Source organism: Actinomyces oris, from assembly GCF_001929375.1.
GTDB classification, from domain to species: domain Bacteria; phylum Actinomycetota; class Actinomycetes; order Actinomycetales; family Actinomycetaceae; genus Actinomyces; species Actinomyces oris_B.
Map to the genome: position 1 here is coordinate 1 of NZ_MSGO01000027.1, position 23,729 is coordinate 23,729.

Genomic DNA, 23,729 nt, shown 5'->3' on the forward strand with positions numbered 1-23,729 from the left:
TCTGAGTATTTCGCTGCTGGCATGGTCTCCATCCTATCGACTCACGGGAAGAAAAACTCCCCCAGTCCGAGAAACACCACGCACTCCAGTTAATAGTGTGTCGCTAAATAGGATGGCGGCTTGCTCTTGAGAGAATCTTTGGTGTCTAAGCCAATCCAACCAAGAAGCAAACCGCCATGTCGAATAGTAGCACGAGGATCACTCGCGATGATGTCCTGGACCTGTGCGAGGCCATTCACGCTTCCGGCCCCCTGCCGGTGTTCGGGGCGAGGGTGCTGGGCCTGTTCCTGTGCGTGCGCCTGACCCTGACCTACCTGCGCCACAACCTGCCCCAGGAGCTGCTCGCCGAGGCCTACAACGTCTGGCAGGCCACCGTCTCCCGAGTCATCAGTGCCTACACTCCTCTGATCGCTCGGGCCCTCCAAACGTCTGTGCCGACAGTGGAGGACCTGGACCCCACGGCCCAGCTGATCATCGACGGCACCCTCCTGGAGTGCTGGTCCTGGGCTGATCATCCTGAGCTTGACTTAAGGCAAGCACAAGACCACGGGGCTGAACGTCCAGGTGGCCTGCACCCTGTCAGGGACCCTGGCCTGGGTCTCCGACCCCCAGGACGGACGCACGCACGACGCCCAGGCCCTGCGCCGCCGCGGCCTGCTCGACGTCCCCACCACCGACCTACCCAACGGGACGCCACCACCCAAGCATATTGGCGACAAGGGGTACATCGGACTGGGAATGATCACCCCGAAAAGAAAACCCCCACACCTATCTCTTCACCCCGACGACAAGGCCTATAACAAGACCGTCAACCAGGTCCGCTACAAGATCGAGCGAGTCATCGCCAACATCAAGACCTGGAGAGTCCTACACACCGGCTACAGAAAACCACTAGACACCTTCCCAGAAACCATCACAGCCGTCCTCGGACTCATATTCACCTACACCCCATGAATAAACCTCGAGGCCTGTGCGACTTTGACCTTGGTGGCCCTTGCGCCGGCAGTTCATCTGTACCTGGGTACCAACACAGAGTCGGCACTCAGCCCTAACCTCCGGCAGACTGTCCGGCGATTCGGCGGGAGTACACGTACATAACAAGTGCCGAATAGAAGAATCTTAACCATGTGCACGTAGAGGTGAAATCCACTGCCCGACCTCGGTAGGGTCTGCGTGCGGTGAATTCACGTCGTATTAGCGGATCAACATAACGCACGTTCACACATTGCCATCATGAAAGGCAAAGTGCTAAACAGCACCTCGTTGGCTCTGCGCTGCTCACGATCCTCAGCCCCTAATACCCGGATGAACTCAGATCCACGACAATCCTACCACGATAGTCACAGCATCAATAAATCCGCCTAGTTTTTATGGAGGTGGCAATGAAAGAAAGGTTCGCTGTCTTCACCAAGCCCGAATTTCCAACAGAGTAACGATTAGTTGACAAGTCCCAACAGAACTTCCTACCCCTCGTGTCGAGGGACGATTCTGCACGTCAGGCGATGCCTTCTAAGGACAGCACGCCGCGCTCGTCAGCGGTCTCCGGTCGGCGAGTCATCGGCGTCGTGCGGCTTCTCGGCGGGCCGGGCGACGTCGTCGGCCTTGGGGGGCTGCGGCACGGCGCGGTAGGCGATGAAGTGGTCCTGCTCGGCGGCCGCCCTCTCGAAGAAGGCGCGCTCCACGCGGTGGCGACGCAGCTTGCGCCGGGTCACGGCCCGCAGGACGTCCTTGTACTGGGAGGCGCGGTGCATCGTTCCGGCCCGGTCGTTACCGGTGACGCGGTGGGTGATGTCGCAGGGGACCTCGATGACGGCCAGCCCGGCCACGAGGACGTCGATGGTCAGGCCGACCTCCACCCCCCAGCCGTCGGCCAGGGGCACCGCCTTCTCATAGGCCTCACGGCTCAGGCATCGCTGGCCGGACAGCGGCGCCACCGGCAGCCACCCGGTGGACAGCGAGATGGCCCGCCTGGCGGCACGCACGACCCGGCCACGGCCACCGGCGCCGGACTGCTTGGGGGGAACCGCGATGGACATGTCGGCCACGCCGTCGACGACCGGGGGCACCAGCTCGGCGCAGGAGGCGGCCGAGTCCCCCAGGTCGGCGTCGACGAACAGCAGCAGCCGGGCGGGGCCGTCGGAGTAGTCGCGCATGGCGACGACGGAGGCCCCGGTCTCCATGGCGGAGGCCTTCCCGCGTGAGACGGAGTGGCGGACCGTCACGGCCCCGGCGGCGCGGGCGTGATCCTGGGTTCCGTCGGTCGAGCCGTCGTCGACGACGATGACGAGGTCCACCCGCGGGATGGAGCGGCAGGCCCGAACGGTGGTGGCGATGCGCTCAGCCTCATCCTTGGCAGGGATGACCACGGCAACGCGCTGGTCGGGCCGCTTGGTGGAACTCACTCCCCCAGGGTATCCAGACTCTCGGCCTCCAGCCGATACCTGAGCGCCCCGTTATCGCGCGCCTTTTTTGTGAGGCCCGTCAAGTTCTTCTATCTCGTACCGCGCGGCGCGGAATCCTCAGGCTCCGAGCGCAGCGGACGCACGCCGGCCGGGCCCCGCGCACGTCGCGCCGGCCACTGCGACACGCCGACATGCCGCGAGGAGGACGACCATCGTTCCACGCAGACATTCCTCAGTGGTTTTGTGTCAAACCTTCATCATGGGACCACGGTCCCCGGAGAAACTGAGAAATCTTGCAGCAAAGTATCATCTTCCCTCGTTCGGACGCTGAAGTGGCCTGTTTCGGCATGTCACACCCAGTTTTCGTGGCACAGTGGGGACAAGGAGCCCGTCAACGGAGCCGGGTTCCGCCGGCGCATTTCGCGTCCTTCCGTGTGCCGGGGCGACTCCCCTGCCGCCCCGGCACGCTTTGGCCCTCACCGCAGGCCGCCCAGCCCGCAGCACTCCCCGCCTCTGCATCTTTCGTGCAGGTCAGTGCAAGGCGCTTGCGAGCAGATCGAGCCCCACGCTGCCCAGGTCGATGCCCCGGTTGTGGAAGGCGCGCAGGTCCAGCTCGCCGCCCTCGGTGCGGGCCCGCGCCTGGGCGCGGCGCCGACCGGCCCGCCAGACCCGCTCCCCCACCGCGTAGGCCAGCGGCTGGGCCGGCCACCCCAGGTGCCGGGAGACCTCGAAGCGCAGGCGACCCTCGGAGATCACGGTGTGGTGGCGCAGCACGGCGGTGACGGTCGCCCGGTTCCAGTCGCGGCAGGCCCCCGGGAGGGCGGCGACGTCGTCGGGCACGGGGAGCCGGGAGTGGACTCCCAGGTCCACGAGGACGCGGGCCAGACGCCAGCGGCGTGCCGCCAGGCGGCCGAAGCGGTCCTCGGGCATGGGCATGAGGCCGAGCTCGTCGGCGAGGGACTCGGCGTACAGGCCCCAGCCCTCGTCGCACCCGGGCACGGACCCCAGGTAGCGCTGCCAGGCGGTCAGGCGCGTGCTGGTGGCGTGCGCACCGACGTGGACGTGGTGCCCCGGGACCGACTCGTGCAGGACCGTGGTGCGCTCCATCCACGGCCACACCAGCTGCTCGCCGTCGGCCAGGGAGCGCATGACGACGCCGGGCCGGCGCTCCCCGCCGGTACCTCGCGGCTCCTCGTAGCGGACCGCGCCGTCGCCGGGCTCCCCGAGGCGCACCCGGGGGCGGCCCAGACCGTCGGGCGGGTCGAGGATCCGGCCGACGACGACGTCCCAGGCCTCGTCAGCCACCTCCTGCGCCCAGACCGTGTAATCTTCCGCGCGCAGGGCACGGGTCAGGTCGGCGCGCAGGTGCCGGTTGAGGCTGCCGGCATTGGCGCCGGGTCCCAGGACGTCGACGGCGATGGCGTCCTGCTCGGCGATGACCCGCCCCAGCTCCTCGGTGGCCCAGGCGTATGTCTCCTCGGGGTCCACCCGGGTGCCCAGGATGCGGCGCATCCACAGGGCGTGGCGCTGCGGGCCGACCCCCTCGGCCTGGGGCGCCCGCGGTGAGAGCGTCGTGCGCAGGTGCGAGGCGAAGTCCAGCGCGGCGCGGCGGGCGACGATGTCGGCCTCCTGGAGCTGGACGTGCAGGGTGGCCGGCAGGTCCTCGGGCAGCGCCTGGGTGCGGCGTCGGGCGAGGTCGCGCGCCTGCCCGGCGACGACGTCGACCTGACTGAGCGGGGCGATCGCACCGGCCTCGGCGGAGGCGGACAGGGAGGCGGCCAGCCCCTCCAGGGCGGCGGGCAGCGCCTCCAGGCGGGTGCGGTGCAGGTTCCAGGCGTCCTCCCACTTGGCCTCGGCCTCGGCGAGGTCCGCCTCCTCGGAGCCGGCGCGGTCGGGGGCCGCAGCGGGCCGGTGCAGCTGGCGAGCGATCTGCTGGAACGGCGAGGAGAGGAAACCAAGGTTGCCGCCCTCCTCCCCGGCGGAGATGAACTGGATGGAGGTCTCCAGACGCTCCAGGAGGTGGCGGCGCAGGAGCTCGTCGGAGCCGGTCGAGTGGTCGACGGCGGCCACGCGGTGGCGCAGGGAGCGCTCGGCACTGAGACGCTCGACCAGCCCCGCGGGCGAGTAGTCGGGCAGGATGGCCCCGCCGGGCAGGCCGGTGCGGGCGGCCGCCTCGGGGTCGTGGGCGCACAGGAGCAGCGCATACTCGTCGGCAAGGTCGCGCAGGACGACGCCGGCCGCCGCGGTCTCGGAAGGCGAGTGGACCGAGGAGCGGGTGGCGGCCTGGGCGGAGGTGTGAGCGGCGGGCGCTGCGGAGGCGGCTGCCTTGATCTCGCGCACGCTCAAGGGGGCGCCGGCCGTGCGGGCGGCCCGCCAGGTTCCTGAGCTCGGGTGCTGCGGATGGACCGGTGGCCGCTCGGGCGGCCCGGTGCTCACCGGACTGGTGGCGGGGGCGGGCGTGACGTCCGCCGTACCGGCGGGGGCGTCCTGCGTGTGGGAGCCGGTCGGAGGTGCAGCGGGTCCGGTTGGAGAGTGCTTCGAGGAGTGATCGGTCATAACAAGCAGGCCTTTCGCTTCGCTCGCCGCATGGCGTGCGGGCCCGGCGGCGACATTGCCGTCTCACCAGGGTGCCAGGACGCGGAACAAAGGTCCATAGGCACCGCGGATCTGACGACGAAGAGGATCGGATGAATTGGTGGGCGCCGTCAGCCCTGCTCGAAGGCGGCGGGCGCGGGCCGGCGATCAGCGGGTGACTACTGGGTAGCGGTCGAGAGACATCGATGGCGGCCGGCCGATGAGCAGGGGCGCAGCAGGCTGACGCGCATGGCCGTCGACCGCGGCGCACAGCCGCAAGCGGTACGGGTCATCAGTGCTCCTCTCATCCCGGACGGGGCGAGGCGCCCCGGCGTGGGGCGCTCGTCGTGCCGTTATCGTGCTGTGATGGACGTGACACGATTGAAGGACGCCGGGCCGGCAGTGTCAAGGATCTGCGGCCACGGTTCACCCATACCGATATCCGCGCAGGTCAGAGGCGTCTTGGCGATTGTCAAGCATCGCTGCGCTGCCGCCATTGGCAGCGCTCACAGGCGAGCGCCGCCCCGTCGTCGAGTCGCATCCACCAGGCCCGGCCCGACCGCATCGTGGCCACTCGTCATTGACAGCGAGAGCCGGGTGTGCGCAACGCAGCCCCGCACGCGCAGAATGTCCCCGACATGCCAGCGAGGTCTCGGAGACACGGCGTACGTTGGTCGTGCCCGACACCGCACGCCGTCCGCTGAGCCCGTGGCACCGGCTCTCGCGGATGCCCACCGACAGCGCCACCACCGCCGACGTCACCTTCATCCGCGCAGCCCTGCGCGCCATCGTCACGATTGGAGACAGCTGATGACAGCCAAGAAGACCCTCAAGAAGACGGGCGACCGCACTCTCATCGTCTACGCCCACCCCTACGACGGCTCTTTCAACCACGCCGTGCTCGAGGCCGCCACCTCCGCCCTGGACAAGGCCGGCCGGCCCTACGACGTCGTCGACCTCTACGCCGACGGCTTCGACCCGCGCATGCCCGCTGAGGAGCTGGCCCTGTTCAGCGAGGGCGGCACGCTGGACCCGCTGGTGAGCCACTACCAGAAGCTCATCGAGAGGGCCTCACGCATCATTGTCATCTGCCCGATCTGGTGGAGCGAGGTGCCCGCCATCGTCAAGGGCTTCGTCGACAAGGTCATGAAGCAGAACTGGGCCTACCACGCGACGGCCTCCGGGGTGAAGGGCCACCTCACCCACATCCAGCAGGTGCTGGTGCTCACCACCTCGACCGCCCCGACCTGGTTCCTGCGCCGGTTCTGCGGCAACTACGTCGGCTCGGTGTTCCTGGGCGCCGCCATCAAGCAGCTGGGCATGCGCGGACGGAGCTGGGTCAACTTCGGCAAGGTGGGCAAGGTCAGCCGCCGCCAGCACAAGAAGCATCTCAAGAACGTCGCCCGGCTCGTGGTGAAGTGATGCATGAGCCCCACCGCGAGTATTGCCGCAGAGCGCCAAGCCGACCTGGACTCGGGACGAGACGAGTCCCGAACACTGGCAGAGGTCCTGGCCATCAGCCACTCCACGCTTCTGACGCAGGTAGTGCCGGAGGCGCCCGAGGCGCTGGTTGAGGCGGCCAAGCACGCCGACTCGCTCGGCATCCTGGCCCGGATGCAGACCATGGGCGAAGCGCTGTATACGCACCTGGGTCGCTCCGCCTGTCTGGATCTCGCCGACCACTCGGCCGATACCGTCCGGGGCTGGGCGGTCTTCGCCCTGGTCGCTCAGAAGAAGGACGCCGACGTCGACACGCTGTTGGCCCTGGCGCGACCGGCCGCGGACGACCCGCACTTCGGAGGGCGCGAGTGGTCATGGATGGCAGTGCGTCCGCACCTGGCGCCCCGGCTCGACGAGGCGATCGGCGCGCTGCAGCCATGGACCTCGGAGCCCTCGGAGCGCATTCGGCGCTTCGCCAGCGAGGCGCTGCGTCCACGCGGTGTGTGGGCTCGGCACATCCCCGCGCTCAAGAAGGAGCCCGAGCGGGGGCGTGCGCTACTCGAGCCACTGCGCGCCGACTCCTCCCGCTATGTGCAGGACTCCGTGGCGAACTGGGTCAACGACGCCGCCAAGACCCAGCCCGCCTGGGCCAGGGAGCTCTGCGGGCGCTGGCAGGAGGAGTCGCCCACCCCGACCAGGACCGCCCTCTCAGGAGTCACGCGCCACCACCGAGCCGGGCATTTTTCGCGTAGCCCTACGGAATTTCTGTTGGGCACCGCGAAGAATGCCCGGCTCGACGAGAAAGGGAAAGGGTCAGAGGTTGACCTGGCGGGAGATGATGCCGGCCTTGGCGCGGCGGACCGCAGGGCTCAGCAGGCTCTCATCCACCAGGGCGACGTCACGGCACGGCATACTTCGGTCGTGCCCGATACCGCGCGCCTCCCTCTGAGTCGGTGGCGTCTGCTCCCCCGCCGCCTGGTCCAGTTCACCCTCCTGGAGCTGGCCTGCTGCGCCTTCGCCATCGCCATCTTCGTCGGGCTCGCGGCCAGTGCCCTGATCTGGAAGTACACGAATCCACCGATCGCCCGCTACGACGCCCTGCTGGTCTACGTCGTCATGGTGCAGATCGCTTTCGTGGCCCTGAAGCAGGAGACCTGGCGCGAGCTCGGCGTCATCTGCGCCTTCCACCTCATTGGGCTGGCGCTGGAGGTGTTCAAGGTCCGCACCGGCTCCTGGGCCTATCCGGACGCGGGGGTGGTGCGCATCGGCGGGGTGCCGGTCTTCTCCGGATTCATGTACGCCTCCGTCGGCTCCTACATCTGCCAGGCCTTCCGGCGTCTCGACCTGCACGTGGGCGGCTTTCGGTGGTGGCCGGTGAGTCTGTTGGCCGTGGCCGCCTACCTCAACTTCTTCACCCATCACGTCATCGTCGACCTGCGCTGGGTGATCGCGGCCGGTTTCCTCATCGCCCTGTGGGGAAGCGCCGTCCACTTCAGCGTCGGCGGGGACCGCTACTGGATGCCGACGACGGTGGCCTTCATCCTCATCGGGGGATTCCTCTGGCTGGCGGAGAACCTGGCCACGGCGTTGAGCGCCTGGCGCTACCCCGACCAGGCCGACGGCTGGCACCTGGTGCATGCCGGCAAGTTCGGCAGCTGGGCGCTGCTCATCTCACTGAGCTTCGTGCTCGTGGCCGCCGTCAAGGCGAAGGAGGGCACCCTCTACGGGCGCGGCCTGCCGCGCGTGACGCGCCGGCGCCTGCGCATCGCCGAGACCTGAGCACCACCGAGCCGGGCATTCTTCGCGTAGCCCTACGGAATTTCTGTTGGGCACCGCGAAAAATGCCCGGCTCGACGAGAAAGGGAAAGGGTCAGAGGTTGACCTGGCGGGAGATGATGCCGGCCTTGGCGCGGCGGACCTCCGGGCTCAGGGGGCTGGAGTCGGCCAGTGCGGCCTCCAGGCGCTTGCCCATGGCCTGAAGCGGCTTGGTGAGCTCCTCGGCCTCCGTGCCGGGGACGAGCTCCCACACCGGGATGGCCAGGCCGTTGGCCCGGAAGGCGCCGACGAAGCGCGCCCCCTCCTCCAGGTCGGACTCGCGCGCGGCGTGGATGCGGGCGAAGGCGTTGAAGAACTCGTCCTCGTCCTCCCCGCGCGCCCAGCGTACGAACTCCTTGGTGCCCAGTCGGCACCAGTAGGCGTGCTCGACGCCGGGCACGGGCCGGGTCGGGGCGATCTCCTCCTTGGCGCGCTCGATGGCCTCCTCAATGACCTGGCGGGCCTGCGCATCACCGGCCCCGGCCTGGGGGTCGATCCAGAAGTCGAAGGTCTCGCGCACGGAGACCACCGGCGGCTCACTGGTGTCGAGGATGTCCTGGAGGCGCGGGCCGGGCTCGGGCAGGCCATCGGCGCGCAGGGCCTGACCCTCGGGCAGCTCGAGAGTGGCCAGGACGGCTGCGGCGACGTCGCGGGAGGCGTCCCCGGAGTGCATGGAGGTCTGCATGGCCACGAGGACCTCGCCGTCAGAGCGCTTGAGCCCCTGAACGAACTCGGGAAGGAGCGTGACGAGCTGGACCTGCACCCCGCCGTACTCCTCGGTCAAGCGCACGGTGGCCGTGGCGGCCGGGATGATCTGGGCCATCGCCACGAGGTCCTCCTCGGCCGGCAGACCGGCGAAGGGGCGGGCGACGAACTCGATGCTCTGCTTGCGGGGCTTGGCCGACGCGGCGGCCGGACGGCGCCCGTGGCGCTTCTTCTTCGACATGCCCGTCAGCCTACCGGCCCCGTGGCGCCCCACCCAGGCCGACGACGGCCCGTCGCCGCCCCATGACGCGCCTCACGGAGGCTCGCACCTGCTCGCACCACCATCGAGGCCCGACAGCATCCGGCGGACCAGCCCGGCCGCCCCGGCTCAGAAGCTCGAGGAGGAGCCGGCCCCGGAGAAGCCGCCGCCGCTGTAGCCGCCGGAGAAGCTGCTTCCCGAGAAGCTGGACCCGGAGCTGCTCGACGGCGTGTAGGAGGAGGCCGTGCTGTAGCCCACGACCAGATCGGAGATCGGGGTGAAGGAGCTGTAGGACCCGCCGGCGCCGGAGCCCGAATCGAACGAGCCGAAGGCGGAGATGGCCGGTGAGGAGGGGTTGAGGCGGATCGTCGAGTGCGGGTTGTAGCTGCCGTGTCCCCCGCCCAGGTACCAGTAGCCGGCGTAGAAGGCGTCCTTGGACGAGCGCGAGTCGTAGCGCCGACGACGCTCGTCACCGTACCTGGAGGTGTCGGCGTCAATGGCCTCGCGCGCGAGCCGGGCGGCCCTCGTCTTCGTCTCGTCGGCGATCTCGTCGAGCTCGTCAAGAGCGGCCGAGGGCTGGAGCGAACCGTTCTCCAGATCGGAGGTCATGATGTCCAGGCGCTGCTTGCAGGAGTGAACCCAGTCCCGCTCCTCCTTGGAGCGCTCCGGGATCGCGCCTCTGTTGGCGACGACGGAGCTGTCGATCTGGTGGCACAGCCGCCGCAGCGACTGCAGGTCCTCCAGGACCGGCCCCTGCTCGTTGCTCCAGACGCGGTCCCAGCCGTGCGACCGGCTCAGGAAGGTCGCGGTGTTGGCGATGACGTCGTCGAGGGAGTCCAGGCCTTCGGAGCGCTTCTCCAGCTCAGTGGCCCGTTTGAACGGCGACCTGCCGAACCACTGGGCGCCATGGGGGTTGCCGAACTCCATCCATGAGCGGGTGACCTCCTCGTACTCGTCGAGGAACCACCGGTAGCGGGCCATGACCTGGGCACCGTGCGGCTCATCCTCGGGGATCGTGCCGGCCAGGAGCTCGGTGGTCTCGTAGTCGTGGGTGACCTGCGAGTAGTGACGCAGCGCCTCGTGCGCCCGACTTCGCGCCGTGAAGCCGCGCCACAGGTAGTACACGAGCCAGGTGATGCCTGCGAGGGCTGAGATTCCGGGCAGGATGTAGGTCATGATGATGCCACCGCCACCGGCCCGGCCGATGACATCGGCGGTCTTGGCCGCCATGGAGACGGTGCCCCCGTACCAGTCGGCCTGCCGGTACTGGTTCTTGGCGGCGTCCTGGATGGCCGCCTGCTGCTCCAGGGGGACCGCAACGTCCTCACCGAAGTAGCAGCCCACCTTGCGCGCCTCCGGGGCGACCGCCAGGATCACCAGGCCGTCGCTCCAGTAGTTGGGGTTCGACGTCGAGATCCACGGGACGTCAGTGTCGCTGGCATGCGAACGGGCATACTCCAACACCGAGTCATTGAGGTTGTTGACGTCCCAGCCCGGAACCGTGAGCACGGCGACGTGGACGTTGTCCCGGAATCGCATCTCCTGGATCTCCCTGGCCAGCGACTCGGCCTGAAACACTCCGGCCTCGTCATGGACCTCCACGGTGGGGCGATGACTCTCCCCGAAGGGCCAGATCACCATGATCGGCAGGACGGCGATGAGAGCCAGGCTCACCACGATGTTGGCGATGAAGGCCGTCACTGACAAGATTCCGCCAAGCCCGACGACGCGGGACTGTTTCACGTGCTTCACCGGCACTTCCTCTTCCTCGCGTGAGCCCGGCCTTCGTGGCGAGCCGACGTCAGTATCCCGGGAAGGTCCCGTCCCCAAGATATCCCACACCGGCATTCAGGGACCGCCGCGAGCAGACGTCGCCCACAGGCGCGACAGCGCTCCCCACGACGCCAGAGCTGACCGGGTTCCAGTAGCCGGCGTTCCTTCCGGGTCCGACGACGCCCGGCGAAGCGTGGGCGGCCGACCGAGGCGGCAACCCGGCAGCGGAGCCCCCGAGGGGCCGACCGGCACCGGCCGCGCAGAGCGACAGGCCGCTCCCCGCCCGGCGAACATCTGCCGCTATCCAGGCGAGCTCATCAAGGGCCGCGGAGGGTTGCAGCAGGCCTGCCGACAGCTCGGCGGTCATCTCACTGAGGCGCTGGTGGTGGGCCCGGACCAGCTCGCGCGCCTCCACCGTGCCGCAGGGGGTGAACGCGCAGGAGTCGATCCACTGGCACAGGCCCAGGAGCAGGTTGAGCTCATGAAGAACCGGTTGCTGCTCCTCGCGCCAGAGTCTCTCCCAGTCGGAGGACAGGCTCAGGAACGCGGCGTTGCTGGCGATGATGTCGTCGGTCGAGTCCAGTGCGGCCGAGCGCCGCTTGATCTCACAGACCCGCTGGAACACTCCCGGCTCGAACCACTGGGCGCCCCGGGGGCTGCCGAGGTCCTGCCACATCCGGGTCAAGTTCTCGTACTCGTCGCAGAACCAGCGGTAGTGGGCCATGACCCGGGCGCCGCGGGTCTCGCCTTCAGGGATGAGGCGTGCCTGGAGCTCGGTGGCCTCGTAGTCGTCGGTGACCCGGGAGTAGGCGCGCCGGGCCTCCCGGTCCATCCGGCGCGCGGACAGACCGCGCCACAGGTAGTAGATGATCCCGCCGGTACCGACATTGGCCAGGAGCTTCGAGACGGGGAGAAGGCCAGGCGCCCAGGCCGCCGCAGCCACTGGTGAGAGGAGCGCGACCGCCAGGCCCGCCGTCATGATGGCGCAGAAGGACAGCAGCGAGCGGATCCCGCCGAGGCGGACGACGAGAGGAAGGCGCATGGGCGACATCTTCTTCCTCTCATGAAGCCTCGAAGCGGAGTCCTGGTCGGTTGCTGGCTCAGCGGCCACCAGCCACGCCTCATCCTTACCCGCGGTCACGCCGCCTGCCATGGGGAGAGCAACACGGATCAGTCAGCCTGGCCTCCCGCAGTCATCCGGGTGGGCCTGGCCCGTACTGCACGAGGGTCGGGGCGTACTGGCCAGGGGTTGTGCGTACTGCACGTAGGCGGGGCCTTCGTGGAGTGCCCCCAACCCTCCTCCAGTAGCACCCGACCCTCGTGGAGTAGGCCGGGACCGGCTCAGGACCGGGCGGCGATGGCCTCGATCTCGACGCCAGCCCCCAGCGGCAGGGCGGCCACCCCGAAGGCGGCCCGGGCCGGGAGGGTCTCGCCGGTGAAGTAGCGGGCGTAGACCTCGTTGACGGCGGCGAAGTCGGCGATGTCGGCGAGCAGGACCGTGGTCTTGACGACGTCGTCATACCCGAGCCCGGCCTCGGCCAGAATGGCGCCCACGTTCTTGAGGACCTGCTCGGCCTGTGCCTGGATGTCGCCCTCGACGAGCGCGCCGGTGGCCGGGTCGAGCGGCACCTGCCCGGAGACGAAGACGAGCGAGCCGGCCCCCTGACCGGTGGAGACGCCCTGAGAGTAGGGGCCGACGGCGGCGGGGGCGTTGGTCGTGGCGATACGGCTGACGGTCATGGTTCCTCGTTCCTGCTGGACGCTGGGGTTCGGCCGCGTCCCCGGTGAGCGGAGCGGCGGCCCGGGTGGCAGCGCAGTAGCGCCGACGCCCGGGCCAGACTACCCATGGTCCTGCGCACCACCTGCTTCTTAACCTCGGAGGCAGCCGGCCTTTCTCAAGCCGACGCCTCCCTGCTGCTCCTACGTATGAAGGACCGCCATGAAACTGCCCAGCATCCCCTCGCGCGATGACCTGACCTCCCAGGCCCGCGGCCTCGCCGGTCAGGCCGTCTCCGGTGCCGCCAAGGCCGCCGACACGGTGTCCCGGGCCGCAGTCGACACGGGCCGGGCGGCTGCCCACACGGCCGCCCGCACGGCAGCTCAGACCTCCCAGCGCCTCGGCGTCGACCGGCTTCCGGGCCTGTCCGGCCTGTCGCGGCTGGCGCAGGATGACGGAGCCCCGGCCGACACCGACGCCGGACCACGGATCACAGGCACCCCCTTCACCCGGGCCCTTGTCACCGCCTTCGCCGCCGACCCTCACACACGCACCGCCGGGAGCTACTTGATGGGCGCAGGGCTCATGCGCACCGGCTTTCGTATGGGAGGCCGCGAGCGCAAACAGCTCAAGAACAACGGATTCGCCCCCGAGGCCACCGGCGCCAACGGCCTGCCCGAGCTCAACGTCACCGAGCTCATCCACGTGCACGGCCGTCGCGTTCCCAACATCATACGAAAAGCCTCGTCACGGTTCTTCAAGCGCAGTGCCCGCAGAATACATGACGCGGGCTTGGCCACCGGCTCGCTGCACTGGATCGGCGTCTCGGAGCAGGAGCAGGCCCGGGGGGCCATGGGGTGGACCCGCCTGTGCGTGGACACCGATCAGGGTCATCGGTTGGCCGCGCAAGGGAGGGACTGTCACCTCGATATCTTCATCGCGTCAGTGGGCCAGGCCCCCAGTGAGTACGCCGCCGACATGGCCTGCCTCCTGCCGCAGGGGCTACCGGCCGAGGCGTGGCAGGCCCTGACCGCCGACCCGACCCGCCCGGTGAAGCGTCTGCACCTGCTGGGTCAGGATCGCGTCGCGGTGGACACCGGCACGGACACCTACGCGCTCTTCCACGACGTGCCCCACCCAGTGCGTGGCTCGCTGCTCATCATGGGCAACCGGGCGAGGCGGGCCGAGCTGTGGCTGACGGACCGCGAGAACGCCGACCTCGAGTCTTTCACAGACATGCTCGCGAATGCGCTCGAACTGCTCCTGATCTTCCCCTGACGCCGGGAGAAGCGCCCCGCAGCACCCGCCACCGCAGGTCTCATCCCGCCACCCGGGACCTACGGCACTTCCGTACAGGCCTTCGCGGCGAGTCCTCCCACAACACCGTCGTCGTCGAGCGCCCCGTCCTCGCCGATCACCATGTCCGGCCTCGGAGCGGCCAGTGTTTCGCACAGCGAAACGGGCTGATTCAATCAGTGGCACGTGACACACTGTGCCCATGCACGCACGCGCAGGACAGCCAGCACAGCCCGAAGACCTCATCGACGTCGACGAGGTCGTCTCCGCCTACTACGACCTCGTCCCCGACCCCGCTATCCCGGCTCAGAAGGTCGTCTTCGGTACCTCCGGGCACCGCGGCTCCTCTCTGGACACCGCTTTCAACGAGGCCCACATCGTGGCCACGACCGCCGCCATCGTGGAGTACCGCCGCTCCCAGGGCACCGACGGCACCCTCTACCTGGGCCGAGACACGCACGCCCTGTCCGAGCCCGCCTGGCGCACCGCCGTCGAGGTGCTCGCCGGTGCCGGGGTGACCACCGCCGTCGACGCCCGTGGCGCCTACACGCCCACCCCGGCCGTCTCGCACTCCATCCTCCTGGCCAACGGCGCCGGGACCGAGGCGGGGGTGCGCACGAGCGGGCCCGGCCTGGCCGACGGCATCGTGGTGACCCCCTCCCACAACCCGCCGCGCGACGGCGGCTTCAAGTACAACCCGCCCACCGGCGGCCCGGCCGGCTCGGAGGCCACCACGTGGATCGCCAACCGCGCCAACGAGTTGCTCGCCTCCGGGTGGCAGGACGTCCCGCGGGTCCCGGTCGCCGAGGCGCTCGACGGCCCCCACATCATCAAGCACGACTACCTGGAGACCTACGTTGCCGACCTGGAGAGCGTCATCGACCTCGAGGCGATCCGCAAGGCCGGCGTGCGCATCGGGGCCGACCCGCTGGGCGGCGCCTCGGTGGACTACTGGGGCGCGATCGGTGAGCGCTACGGCCTGGAGCTCACGGTGGTCAACCCCGAGGTGGACCCGGCCTGGCACTTCATGACCCTGGACTGGGACGGCAAGATCCGCATGGACTGCTCCTCCCCCAACGCCATGGCCTCGCTGCGAGAGAAGATGACGCCCGACGCCGAGGGCAGGACCCCCTATGACGTCGCCACCGGGAACGACGCCGACTCCGACCGCCACGGCATCGTCACCCCGGACGGCGGGCTGATGAACCCCAACCACTTCCTGGCCGTGGCCATCGAGTACCTCTTCACCCACCGGCCCGGCTGGCCCTCCGAGGCCGCCGTCGGCAAGACGCTGGTCTCCTCCAGCCTCATCGACCGGGTGGCCGCTGCGATCGGGCGCACCCTCATCGAGGTGCCGGTGGGCTTCAAGCACTTCGTGCCCGGGCTGCTCGACGGCTCGATCGGCTTCGGCGGCGAGGAGAGCGCGGGGGCGTCCTTCCTGCGCAAGGACGGCACCGTGTGGACCACGGACAAGGACGGCATCATCCTGGCCCTGCTGGCCAGCGAGATCATCGCCGTCACCGGCAAGTCCCCCTCTCAGCTGCACGAGGAGCAGGTGGAGCGCTTCGGCGCCAGCGCCTACGCCCGTATCGACGCCGCCGCCTCCAAGGAGGAGAAGGCCAAGCTGGCCGCCCTGACCCCCGAGGACGTGACCGCCACCGAGCTGGCCGGCCAGGCGATCACCGCCCGGCTGGTCAAGGCACCCGGCAACGGCGCCGCCATCGGCGGACTCAAGGTCACCACCCAGGACGCCTGGTTCGCTGCGCGTCCCTCGGGCACGGAGGACGTCTACAAGATCTACGCCGAGTCCTTCCAGGGCGCCGACCACTTGGCACTGGTCCAGGAGGAGGCCAAGAAGGTGGTCGCCGCCGCTCTGGGCGGCTGACGGCCACCCCGCCGAGCCGGGCATTTCTCGCGTAGCCCCACAGAATTTCTGTCGGGGGCCGCGAGAATTGCCCGGCTCGGCGTCTGCGGGACGCGCGGAGACGGTGGCGAAGGCTCGACACCCGCCTACCGACTGGCGAAAATATGGGTATGGGCACCACTGACTCCCCGGTCCTCCACATTCGCACGGCTCGGACGGCCCGGGCGGAGCAGGCGCAGGACGCGGCCATGGCCGCCGCCCTGGAAGCCATCTGCTTCCCACCGGAGTATGCGGCCGGTCCGGCCACGATCGCCGAGCGGATGGCCACCTACACCGACCACTTCTGGCTCATCGAGGACGAGGGCGGCATGCTGCTGACGCTGGTCAACGGACCGTGCACCCACGAGCGCGATCTGAACGACAAGATGTACGAGACCCCCGCGATGCACGACCCCGACGGGGCCTGGCAGATGATCCTCGGTGTCGCCACGGCACCCGCGGCCCAGGGACAGGGGCTGGCCACCCGACTGCTGCGCACCGTCATTGAGACAACGCGCGTCCACGGCCGTCAGGGCCTGGTACTCACCTGCCTCGACGACCTCGTGCCCTTCTACGCGCGCCTGGGTTTCGTCGACGAGGGCATGTCCGCCTCCCACCACGGCGGTCTGCCCTGGCACCAGATGCGGCTCACCCTGGCCTGACTGCCCCACCGAGCCGGGCATTTTTCGCGTAGCCCAACAGAATTTCCGTGGGGCTACGCGAGAATTGCCCGGCTCGGCGTCTGTCTGCCTCCCGCCGCCCTGCCCACGGAGACATTCTGCGCGGCCGCGCGCAGGGGCGAGCGATTAGGGTGAGGGCGTGAGCCAGTCCCGCCCGTCGAGGCCGTCCAAGCACCACGTCGAGCACTCCTCCGCGCACACTGCTTCCGCGCGCCCGGCACAGGCCGCCGGATCGGCGGGCTCCCTCGCGTCTCCCGCGCCCTCCGACACCACTGCGCCGCGCCGCGCCCCCTCCCAGCAGTCGCGCCCCGGCCCGCAGGACGACATCATGCTGGCCACTGGCAAGCCCCGGCAGGCCGAGCGGCCCAAGCCGCCCACTCAGGAGCAGATCCGCCGCCAGCCCGGCCGCAAGGCCTGGGTGCCCAACCAGCACGGGGCCTGGTCGATGCTGGTGCTGCCACCGATCGTCGGCTGGGTCGTGGGCGGCTTCAGCTGGGTGAACCTCCTGTTCCTGCCGGCATGGTGGGGCAGCTACCTCACCTACTGGTCCTGGTCGCAGTGGCTGCGCACCCGCTCGGCCCGCAAGCGCGCCCTCATCATGCTGCCGCTCCTGGTCTACACCGGCTGGACGGCCTCAATGGCGCTCATCACCCTGCTCGTGGCCCCCTACCTCATCCAGTGGGCGGTGCCATTGCTGCCGCTGTTCGTCATCGCGCTGCACCAGGTGTGGCGCGGTCACGAGCGCTCACTGCTCTCGGGGCTGTCGACGACGATGGCCGCCTCCCTCATGGCGGCCGTCACCTACAGCCTGGCGGTGCGCGGCGACGGCGGCTTCCTGGGTCTGGGGACACCGAGCTCCCCCCTGCCGGGGGCCTCCCCCAGCGGTGCCCTGACGGGCTGGTCCTGGATGTGGCTGGTCACCGCGCTGACGGCCGCCTACTTCTGCGGGACGGTCCCCTACATCAAGTCGATGATCCGCGAGCGCTTCAACTACACGCTGCTGGCCGGCACGGTGGCGGCGCACGCGCTGGTGGCGGTGGTGACGTGGTGGCTGGCGTCGTCGGGGATGCTGCCGTGGGGGCACGCCGTCCTGTGGGTGGTGCTGACCGTGCGGTCGCTGGTCATGCCGCTGTGGCAGTGGCAGCTGGTGCGCACGCGCCACCGCCCGCTGCGCCCGGGGACGATGGGCGTCGTCGAGGTCGTCATGTGCGCGGCCTTCCTGGTGACCATCTCGGTGTGAAGGTGACGGCCGCCCACTCGGCTCGGACCATACGATCGACGACGTGGTGACCATCGCGATCCGAGGGCAACGGCAACCCTGGGGCCCGTTTGGAGGCAAGACGCCACCCGACGCCGTCGGCGGGGCAGTCCGAACCAGCCGCTCGGCCGTGCGGCCTCAGTGCTCGGCGCGCCAGGTGGCCGCGGCCGCCAGGACCCTCTCGTTGTCCGACATCGTCCCGACCGAGACCCGCACGCCCTCGCCGGCGAAGGGCCGCACGAGGATGCCGGCGGCGCGGAAGTGCTCGGCCAGCGCCGTCGTCTCGGTCCCCACGCCGAGCCAGAAGAAGTTGCCCTGGGTCTCGGGCACCTGCCAGCCCTGGGCGCGCAGGGCCTCCACGACCCGGTCGCGCTCGGCGGCGACGGCGGTCGAGCGCTCGGCGGTGCGGTCCAGCTCGGCCTCCCCCAGGGCTGCGGTGGCGGCGGCCTGCGCGGGCAGGCTGACCCCGAAGGGCGTGGACACCGAGCGGATGGCGGTGGCCAGGCCGGGGGCGCAGATGAGGTAGCCCACGCGCATCCCGGCCAGGGCGTGGGCCTTGGAGAAGGTCCGTGAGACCACGAGGTTGGGGGCTCCGGCCAGGAGGGTGAGGGCGTCGCCGGCCCGCGGGTCGGTGACGAAGTCGAGGTAGGCCTCGTCGATGAGGACGACGACGTCGCGCGGCACCCCGGCCACGAGCTCGGCCAGCTCCTCGGCGGTCAGGATCGTGCCGGTGGGGTTGTTGGGGGTGCAGGCCATGACCACGCGGGTGCGGGGGGTGACGGCCGCCAGCATGGCGGGCACGTCGTGGCGGGCGTCGGGGGTCAGCGGGACGCGCACGGCCCGGGCCCCGGCGACCGCCACACAGATCGGGTAGGCCTCGAAGGATCGCCAGGGGATGACGACCTCGTCGCCGGGCTCGCAGACGGCGTCGAGCAGGTGCTGGATGAGGGCGACCGAGCCGTTGCCGACGACGACCTGCTCTGCCTCCACGCCCCAGCGGCGGGCGAGGGCCTGCGTGAGCCCCTCCCCGGTCATCTCCGGGTAGCGATTGACTCCGGTGGCGGCGCGGGTGATGGCCTCGACGACTGCGTCCTGCGGCGGGTAGGGCAACTCGTTGGAGGAGAGCTTGGCGATCTGCGCCGCCGCGGCGGCGTCAGGGCGGGCCCCAGGCACGTAGGCGGGCAGGGCGGCGACGTCGGGGCGGATGCGCACTGTTGTCGAGGGGTCGGCCTGCGAGCCATGGGCGGGGGCCGCCGGCTCCGGTCCGCCGGGCACTGGGGTCGGTGCAGGAGTCATGCCCCCATCTTGGCACCGGCACAGGTTGCCCAGGCACAATGGGCCCATGGAGATCGTGGCACGAACTGTCGGAAACGCGGCCGGCCTGTGGCTGGCCACGCGCCTCCTGTCCGGGCTGAGTGTGCCCGAGGGCGTGAGCACCTCCCACATGTGGCTGAACCTGCTGGTCCTGGGCCTGGTGCTGGCGCTGGTGAACTCGCTCATCAAGCCGGTGGCGAAGTTCCTGACCTTTCCGCTCTACATCGTCACCTTCGGGTTGTTCGCGCTGGTGGTCAACGGTGCGATGCTCTCGCTGACGGGCCGGCTCACCGACCACATCGCGGCACTGGGCGCCGGCGGCTCGGTGCCGCTGGGGCTGGAGGTCTCCTCCTTCGGCTCGGCGGTGGCCGGCTCGATCATCATCTCGGTGATCTCCTCGATCATCGCCGCGATGCTCGTGCGCCGCGAGGACTGACGCCGACGACGCCGGAGGTGCGCCGGACGGCTCAGCTGATGCCGGCCGGCGTCGCCCAGTGCTTCCCGGAGCAGGCCTGCCGGGAGGCGCCGCTCGCGGGTCGGTCTTCGCCGGCTTCGCGCGCCCACAACCATGACCTCACACACCTAGTGCTCGCCCGTCGACTGCGGGCTCGGGGTGGGCCGAGGGTAGGAGGGTTGCGCCGACGGCACCTTGCCCCGGTAGGTGCTGCCGCCCTGGTAGACCCCGTTGGGGTCGGTGTTGCGCTGGATCGCGAAGGTGTACTCGGTGGCGGTTGTCCCCTGCTCGCCGGCGCCCGAGGCGTGTGAGAAGGACTTGTTCCATTCGGCCAGCTCGGGCGCCTTGTCCTCCAGCCCCTCGGCGGCCTGGGCGTAGACGCTGGAGGAGTGGGGGTAGCCGCTCGTGCTCATCTGGTGGGTGTCGAGCATGGCGACCTGCCGGTTGGGGCCGGTGGGTGTGGGGGCGGCGTCGAGCCCGGGGACGGCGTCGCCGGTGTTCTCCAGGTGGAGGGCGTGGACGTCGTCGGGGATGTCGGCTCCTGCGGTGGGGGCGCCTGCGGTGAGGACCGTGGTGATGTTGTAACGCTCCTGGATCGCGGGGTCGGCGGCGATGTTGGAGACCGTGATTCCGCCCTGGGAGTGGCCGTAGAGGGCGACCTCCTCCCCCGGTTGGATGCCGGCCTGGCGCATGGCGGTGACGACGCCGCTCTCCATGGCCGTGGGCGCGCCCCCCACACCCTCGAGGTTGGTGAGCAGGTCCTGCGGTTCGCCGTCACCGACGGTCCAGTCGGTGGTGCCGGGGACGTAGACGACCCAGGAGACACGGCCGTCGGCGTGCTCGACCCGCTGGATGGAGATGACCCCGGCCTCCTCGTAGCCCTGCCCCAGGGAGTTCTTGGAGGACTGCACCTCCTGGCAGTGGGTGATGGTCTCGGAGATGCTCTGCGGGGACTTGGACTCCTTGCCCTTGCCGGTCATACCGGGCTTGACGGCGCTGGCGAGCCCGAAGGGGTCCTTGGCGGCGGGCGGGAGCACGGTGGCTCCGCTGCCGCCGACGGGGGTGACCGTGATGCCGCTCTGGGTGCCGTAGATTCCCGCCCCCAGCGAGGCGGCGTTCGCGCCCAGAACCATGGCGACGCGCTGCATGGGCGTGAGGCTCTTGGTGTCGACGGTCTGCGTCCCCACGGTGACCTGTCCGGGCAGGCGCTGCTTCGCCCAGGGGTCGAGGCGCTGGGAGACCTGCTGGAGATAGGTTTGGACCGTGGAGGCCTCCCGCCCGGTCTTGGCGTTCTTGAGCCAGCGCGTCAGCAGGACGATCCTGACGAGGTCCTCCTTGACCCACTGCTCGGTGGTCGGGTCGCTGAGCAGGAGCTGGAGGGCCTCGACTGCGGCCTGACTGTCCTCGTTGTCCTCCAACAGCTTGTAGAGCAGCCAGCTCGCCGCCGGTGACGACGCCAGCAGCGCTGAGATCGTGGGGAACTGTGCGGCGGTGGTGGCCCCCAGCGCCATCTGGAGGAGGCCGGAGTCGAAGGCCCGGACGTCCACGGGCCCCACAAGACCATTGACGGGAGCGGCTTTCCCCTCGGCCAGGCTGTGGGCCTGGGAGCAGGCGGTGACGTCGGAGGCGATGCCACGCAGAGTATCGGCGACGGCCTGGAGCGACCCCGGCCCCATGCTCAACGCATCCAGGGCCTGAAGAGCCTCGGACTTCTCCAGATCGATTCCCCCCAGGATCGGGTTAGGAATACTAGGCGGGGAAATAGGCGGAGGCGGCGCCATATTCACTTCGGTGACCGCGTTGGCAATGAGTGTTCGCGCATCATCCAGGGAGCCGGCCGCCGAGGTGAGGCTGCTGGCCAGGGAGTCGAGGTCAGCCGTATTCACGGAGACGGAGCCGCCCGCCACCACCACCGCGGGGCCCACACCCCACATGATCCAGTTGTGGCCGCTATCCTCCGGGGCCGGCCCGGTGGGCGGGGCGGGGGAAGTCTTCGGCTTCGGGGGCGGCGATGTGGAGGACGGCGATTTCGTCGCGTGGGGGTCCTGCTTCCAGACGGGGTACGGGCCGCTGGAGCCGTCCATGGCAACCGGGCTCATGACGAGCTCGTTCCAGTCGATGAGTTTCGAGACTCAACGACACCGACCTTGGAGGAGGCCGTGTCATAGCGCGTCGCCAGCGCAGTCAGGAGCCCGGAGGCATTCGTGAGCATCGTCTGGCAGGCGGTGGAGTCCGCCCCAACCCAGCTGGCGGGGACCGACGTGGGGAACTGAGTAACGGCGGCGTCGTAGTCCGACCTGGAGCGTGACAGTGAGAAAGACATGACTCGACGGTAGGGCGACCCCGAGGCGGCCGCAGCGCCGGAGTGCAGCCCTGTGGATCAGACCTGCACTCCGGCGCCTGTGGCCCCCGGCGGGCCACACGGCCGCGCGACCAGTGGCCAGATGGGAGGATCAATACCGACGCCCGCTCGCAACGTCCCTCGGGGAAGGAGCCCCGCACATGGATCCCACAACGGCGGAGCTTCTCTTCATGGGCACGGAGTGCGAGACCAGCGGCTTCGAGGCCTTCAACGCCGTGCGAGACATGGAGAACCTCGACGCCGAGGCCGCCGTCGAGCGGACTCGCGCGATTCTGACCTGGCTGGCCTCCGGCAACATGATCGACCTGTTCCTGGGCGATCCGTTCACGTACGAGCCCGACCCCCGCGACGGCGACCCGACGGGCACCGACCTCATCCGTGCCGACAGGCTCTGGACCATGGACGGCCCCGATGACAGATGGCTCCTCTACGACACCACCCCCTGGGGCAGACTCATGCTCGAGAACTGGTGGATCGTGCACTGGGAGAAGGGCTCGACGAGCTGACGGCGACCCGGCCTCGGTCGCGCCTCCTCGATAAAGGACTCGGCCCGCGGTCCGGTCTCCCGAACCGCGGGCCCAAGCCTCGCGAGGCCCTCCTGCTACCCGGCTTCCCATAAGGCCGGGGAGGCGGGGCCTCCTTCACCAGAGCGTCCGGTTCGGGCTCCCTAAGACCCGTTCCAGACTCGGAGACCTGCCAGTCATCGGGCTCCCCAACCCTCGTGACCGGTTCCGTCCGGCGGCAGTAACTATGTAACCCACCGATCCTGAGCGGACCCCCCGAATTCCCCTATGAACACGCTGAGAAATAGGCGCCATTCCGCCGATTTTGCGTTGCCTGCACCACATTCCGGCGATTACTCAGAGTATTCCGGTACTTCTTCAGGGGCGTTCCCACGACTCGTCCATCAAACCGAGGCCGGTGGCCGGCGCAGGCACACGACGGCGTCGGCCCGCCGCCCCTCCTGACCGTCTGGCCCCGTCGCCTGCCTCTGGCGCTCCTCGCCGATGACGACCTGCCAGCCGGCCGTCGCCTCGGCCAGGCCCTCGAGGAGCTCGGCGGCCGTGTAGGTCCGGGCGTGGTGGGTGTGCCAGGGCGGGTTGACGGCGTGCACCGCCGTGAGCAGGTGCCCTCCGGGGGCGACGCGGGCGGCGGCGTCGGACAGGAGGGCCATGAGGTCCAGGGAGCCCGGCTCGTGCCCGCCGTGGACGTAGAAGCTCGTCACCAGGTCGAAGGGTCCGGCCGGCAGGCCGTCTCCGACGTCGTGCACGCGACCGGTCACGCGCGAGGCGACCCCGAGCCGCTCGGCCTGCCCGGTCAGGCGCCCGATGGCGGTGGCGGACAGGTCCAGACCGATCACCTGCCAGCCGCGCTCGGCCAGCCACAGGACGTCGGCGCCCTCGCCGCAGCCGATCTCCAGGGCGGTCCCGGGACTCCAGTCGGTGGCGAGCTCCGGTAGCCAGTCGTTGGGGCGGCCCGACCACATCTGCTCGACCGAGGCGTAACGCTCCTCCCAGCGGGAGGCGGAGTGAGCGGTGTTGGGCTGCGGATCGGAGTACTGCTGGCGGGGCTGTGTCATGCCGCGATCCTACCGACGTCGGATCACCCCGCAGGCCGCCCGACGACGGCGCCCCAGCACGTCAACCTTTCAGATTTCCCACCGCCCTATCCACCGCCGGAATTCTTTCGATATTTTCTCCGCTGTTCCCAACAGGAGATCCTAAGCAAGCCTTCAATCATTCCGGTTATGGTTCGCCTGAACTCGAGATCAGACAAC

20 protein-coding genes and 1 pseudogene are annotated in these 23,729 nt (G+C 69.5%); 11 read left to right on the plus strand and 10 right to left on the minus strand.

Going from position 1 to position 23,729, the window contains the following annotated elements; translation table 11 throughout:
• Positions 1-176: 176 nt before the first annotated feature.
• Together BKH32_RS14390 and BKH32_RS14395 are read left to right on the plus strand one after the other, a co-directional pair.
• Positions 177-365 (plus strand): annotated as a pseudogene (locus BKH32_RS14390) (transposase family protein); the annotation flags it as partial.
• Between the two features lie 199 nt (positions 366-564).
• Entirely contained in the window at positions 565-954 is a 390-nt protein-coding gene (locus BKH32_RS14395) for a transposase family protein (RefSeq protein WP_256691129.1), read from the plus strand.
• A gap of 578 nt (positions 955-1,532) precedes the next feature.
• Here BKH32_RS14395 and BKH32_RS05940 read toward each other — a convergent pair.
• Both BKH32_RS05940 and BKH32_RS05945 read right to left on the minus strand, forming a co-directional pair.
• A complete protein-coding gene (locus tag BKH32_RS05940) occupies positions 1,533-2,402 on the minus strand; it encodes a glycosyltransferase family 2 protein (RefSeq protein ID WP_075249081.1) in 870 nt (289 codons plus the stop codon).
• A gap of 531 nt (positions 2,403-2,933) precedes the next feature.
• Complete coding sequence (locus tag BKH32_RS05945; RefSeq protein WP_075249082.1) at positions 2,934-4,958, minus strand: DUF885 domain-containing protein; 2,025 nt, start codon at positions 4,956-4,958, stop codon at positions 2,934-2,936.
• A gap of 694 nt (positions 4,959-5,652) precedes the next feature.
• On the opposite strand from BKH32_RS05945, the gene BKH32_RS14400 reads away from it, so the two are divergent.
• From BKH32_RS14400 to BKH32_RS14405, 3 genes are read left to right on the plus strand one after another with little or no spacing between them, the layout of a single operon-like run.
• Complete coding sequence (locus tag BKH32_RS14400) at positions 5,653-5,787, plus strand: hypothetical protein (RefSeq protein ID WP_256691130.1); 135 nt, start codon at positions 5,653-5,655, stop codon at positions 5,785-5,787.
• A complete protein-coding gene (locus BKH32_RS05950) occupies positions 5,787-6,398 on the plus strand; it encodes an NAD(P)H-dependent oxidoreductase (RefSeq protein ID WP_075249083.1) in 612 nt (203 codons plus the stop codon). The genes BKH32_RS14400 and BKH32_RS05950 overlap by 1 nt, the downstream gene beginning before the upstream one ends.
• Before the next feature lie 3 nt (positions 6,399-6,401).
• Complete coding sequence (locus BKH32_RS14405; protein WP_256691131.1) at positions 6,402-8,195, plus strand: DUF817 family protein; 1,794 nt, start codon at positions 6,402-6,404, stop codon at positions 8,193-8,195.
• Positions 8,196-8,286: 91 nt separating this feature from the next.
• Here BKH32_RS14405 and BKH32_RS05965 read toward each other — a convergent pair whose 3' ends face one another.
• The 4 genes from BKH32_RS05965 to BKH32_RS05980 all read right to left on the minus strand — a co-directional run bounded on the left by BKH32_RS05965 (position 8,287) and on the right by BKH32_RS05980 (position 12,708).
• Positions 8,287-9,177, minus strand: a complete 891-nt coding sequence (locus BKH32_RS05965) for a DUF5926 family protein (RefSeq protein ID WP_075249084.1) — start codon at positions 9,175-9,177, stop codon at positions 8,287-8,289.
• Between the two features lie 147 nt (positions 9,178-9,324).
• Entirely contained in the window at positions 9,325-10,947 is a 1,623-nt protein-coding gene (locus tag BKH32_RS05970; protein ID WP_256691132.1) for a DUF5129 domain-containing protein, read from the minus strand.
• Between the two features lie 49 nt (positions 10,948-10,996).
• Positions 10,997-12,019, minus strand: a complete 1,023-nt coding sequence (locus BKH32_RS05975; protein WP_075249085.1) for a DUF5129 domain-containing protein — start codon at positions 12,017-12,019, stop codon at positions 10,997-10,999.
• Between the two features lie 290 nt (positions 12,020-12,309).
• On the minus strand, positions 12,310-12,708 hold the full coding sequence (locus BKH32_RS05980; RefSeq protein ID WP_003788269.1) for a RidA family protein: 399 nt from the start codon (positions 12,706-12,708) through the stop codon (positions 12,310-12,312).
• Positions 12,709-12,907: 199 nt separating this feature from the next.
• Here BKH32_RS05980 and BKH32_RS05985 point away from each other — a divergent pair, with 199 nt between their 5' ends.
• The 4 genes from BKH32_RS05985 to BKH32_RS06000 all read left to right on the plus strand — a co-directional run bounded on the left by BKH32_RS05985 (position 12,908) and on the right by BKH32_RS06000 (position 17,804).
• Complete coding sequence (locus BKH32_RS05985; RefSeq protein ID WP_075249086.1) at positions 12,908-13,963, plus strand: hypothetical protein; 1,056 nt, start codon at positions 12,908-12,910, stop codon at positions 13,961-13,963.
• Positions 13,964-14,183: 220 nt separating this feature from the next.
• Positions 14,184-15,866: a phosphoglucomutase (alpha-D-glucose-1,6-bisphosphate-dependent) gene (gene pgm / locus BKH32_RS05990; RefSeq protein WP_075249087.1), complete on the plus strand. Its 1,683-nt coding sequence runs from the start codon at positions 14,184-14,186 to the stop codon at positions 15,864-15,866.
• Positions 15,867-16,015: 149 nt separating this feature from the next.
• Positions 16,016-16,546: a GNAT family N-acetyltransferase gene (locus tag BKH32_RS05995; RefSeq protein ID WP_081376711.1), complete on the plus strand. Its 531-nt coding sequence runs from the start codon at positions 16,016-16,018 to the stop codon at positions 16,544-16,546.
• A 157-nt stretch (positions 16,547-16,703) separates the two neighbouring features.
• Positions 16,704-17,804 carry a YwiC-like family protein gene (locus BKH32_RS06000; protein WP_178384566.1) on the plus strand — a complete coding sequence of 367 codons (1,101 nt, stop codon included), beginning with the start codon at positions 16,704-16,706 and terminating at the stop codon, positions 17,802-17,804.
• Between the two features lie 156 nt (positions 17,805-17,960).
• Here the strand turns inward: BKH32_RS06000 and hisC are convergent, their stop codons facing one another.
• A complete protein-coding gene (gene hisC, locus BKH32_RS06005) occupies positions 17,961-19,118 on the minus strand; it encodes a histidinol-phosphate transaminase (RefSeq protein ID WP_075249089.1) in 1,158 nt (385 codons plus the stop codon).
• Positions 19,119-19,164: 46 nt separating this feature from the next.
• Here hisC and BKH32_RS06010 point away from each other — a divergent pair, with 46 nt between their 5' ends.
• A complete protein-coding gene (locus tag BKH32_RS06010; RefSeq protein WP_075249090.1) occupies positions 19,165-19,572 on the plus strand; it encodes a phage holin family protein in 408 nt (135 codons plus the stop codon).
• A gap of 146 nt (positions 19,573-19,718) precedes the next feature.
• Here the strand turns inward: BKH32_RS06010 and BKH32_RS06015 are convergent, their stop codons facing one another.
• Both BKH32_RS06015 and BKH32_RS06020 read right to left on the minus strand, forming a co-directional pair.
• Entirely contained in the window at positions 19,719-21,524 is a 1,806-nt protein-coding gene (locus tag BKH32_RS06015; protein ID WP_075249091.1) for a hypothetical protein, read from the minus strand.
• Positions 21,525-21,685: 161 nt separating this feature from the next.
• A complete protein-coding gene (locus tag BKH32_RS06020; RefSeq protein WP_075249092.1) occupies positions 21,686-21,913 on the minus strand; it encodes a hypothetical protein in 228 nt (75 codons plus the stop codon).
• A 179-nt stretch (positions 21,914-22,092) separates the two neighbouring features.
• Between BKH32_RS06020 and BKH32_RS06025 the strand changes: the two genes are divergently transcribed.
• Positions 22,093-22,458 carry a hypothetical protein gene (locus BKH32_RS06025; RefSeq protein WP_075249093.1) on the plus strand — a complete coding sequence of 122 codons (366 nt, stop codon included), beginning with the start codon at positions 22,093-22,095 and terminating at the stop codon, positions 22,456-22,458.
• 401 nt (positions 22,459-22,859) lie between these two features.
• On the opposite strand, the gene BKH32_RS06030 is transcribed toward BKH32_RS06025, so the two are convergent.
• Entirely contained in the window at positions 22,860-23,531 is a 672-nt protein-coding gene (locus BKH32_RS06030; protein WP_075249094.1) for a class I SAM-dependent methyltransferase, read from the minus strand.
• Between the last annotated feature and the right edge of the window lie 198 nt (positions 23,532-23,729).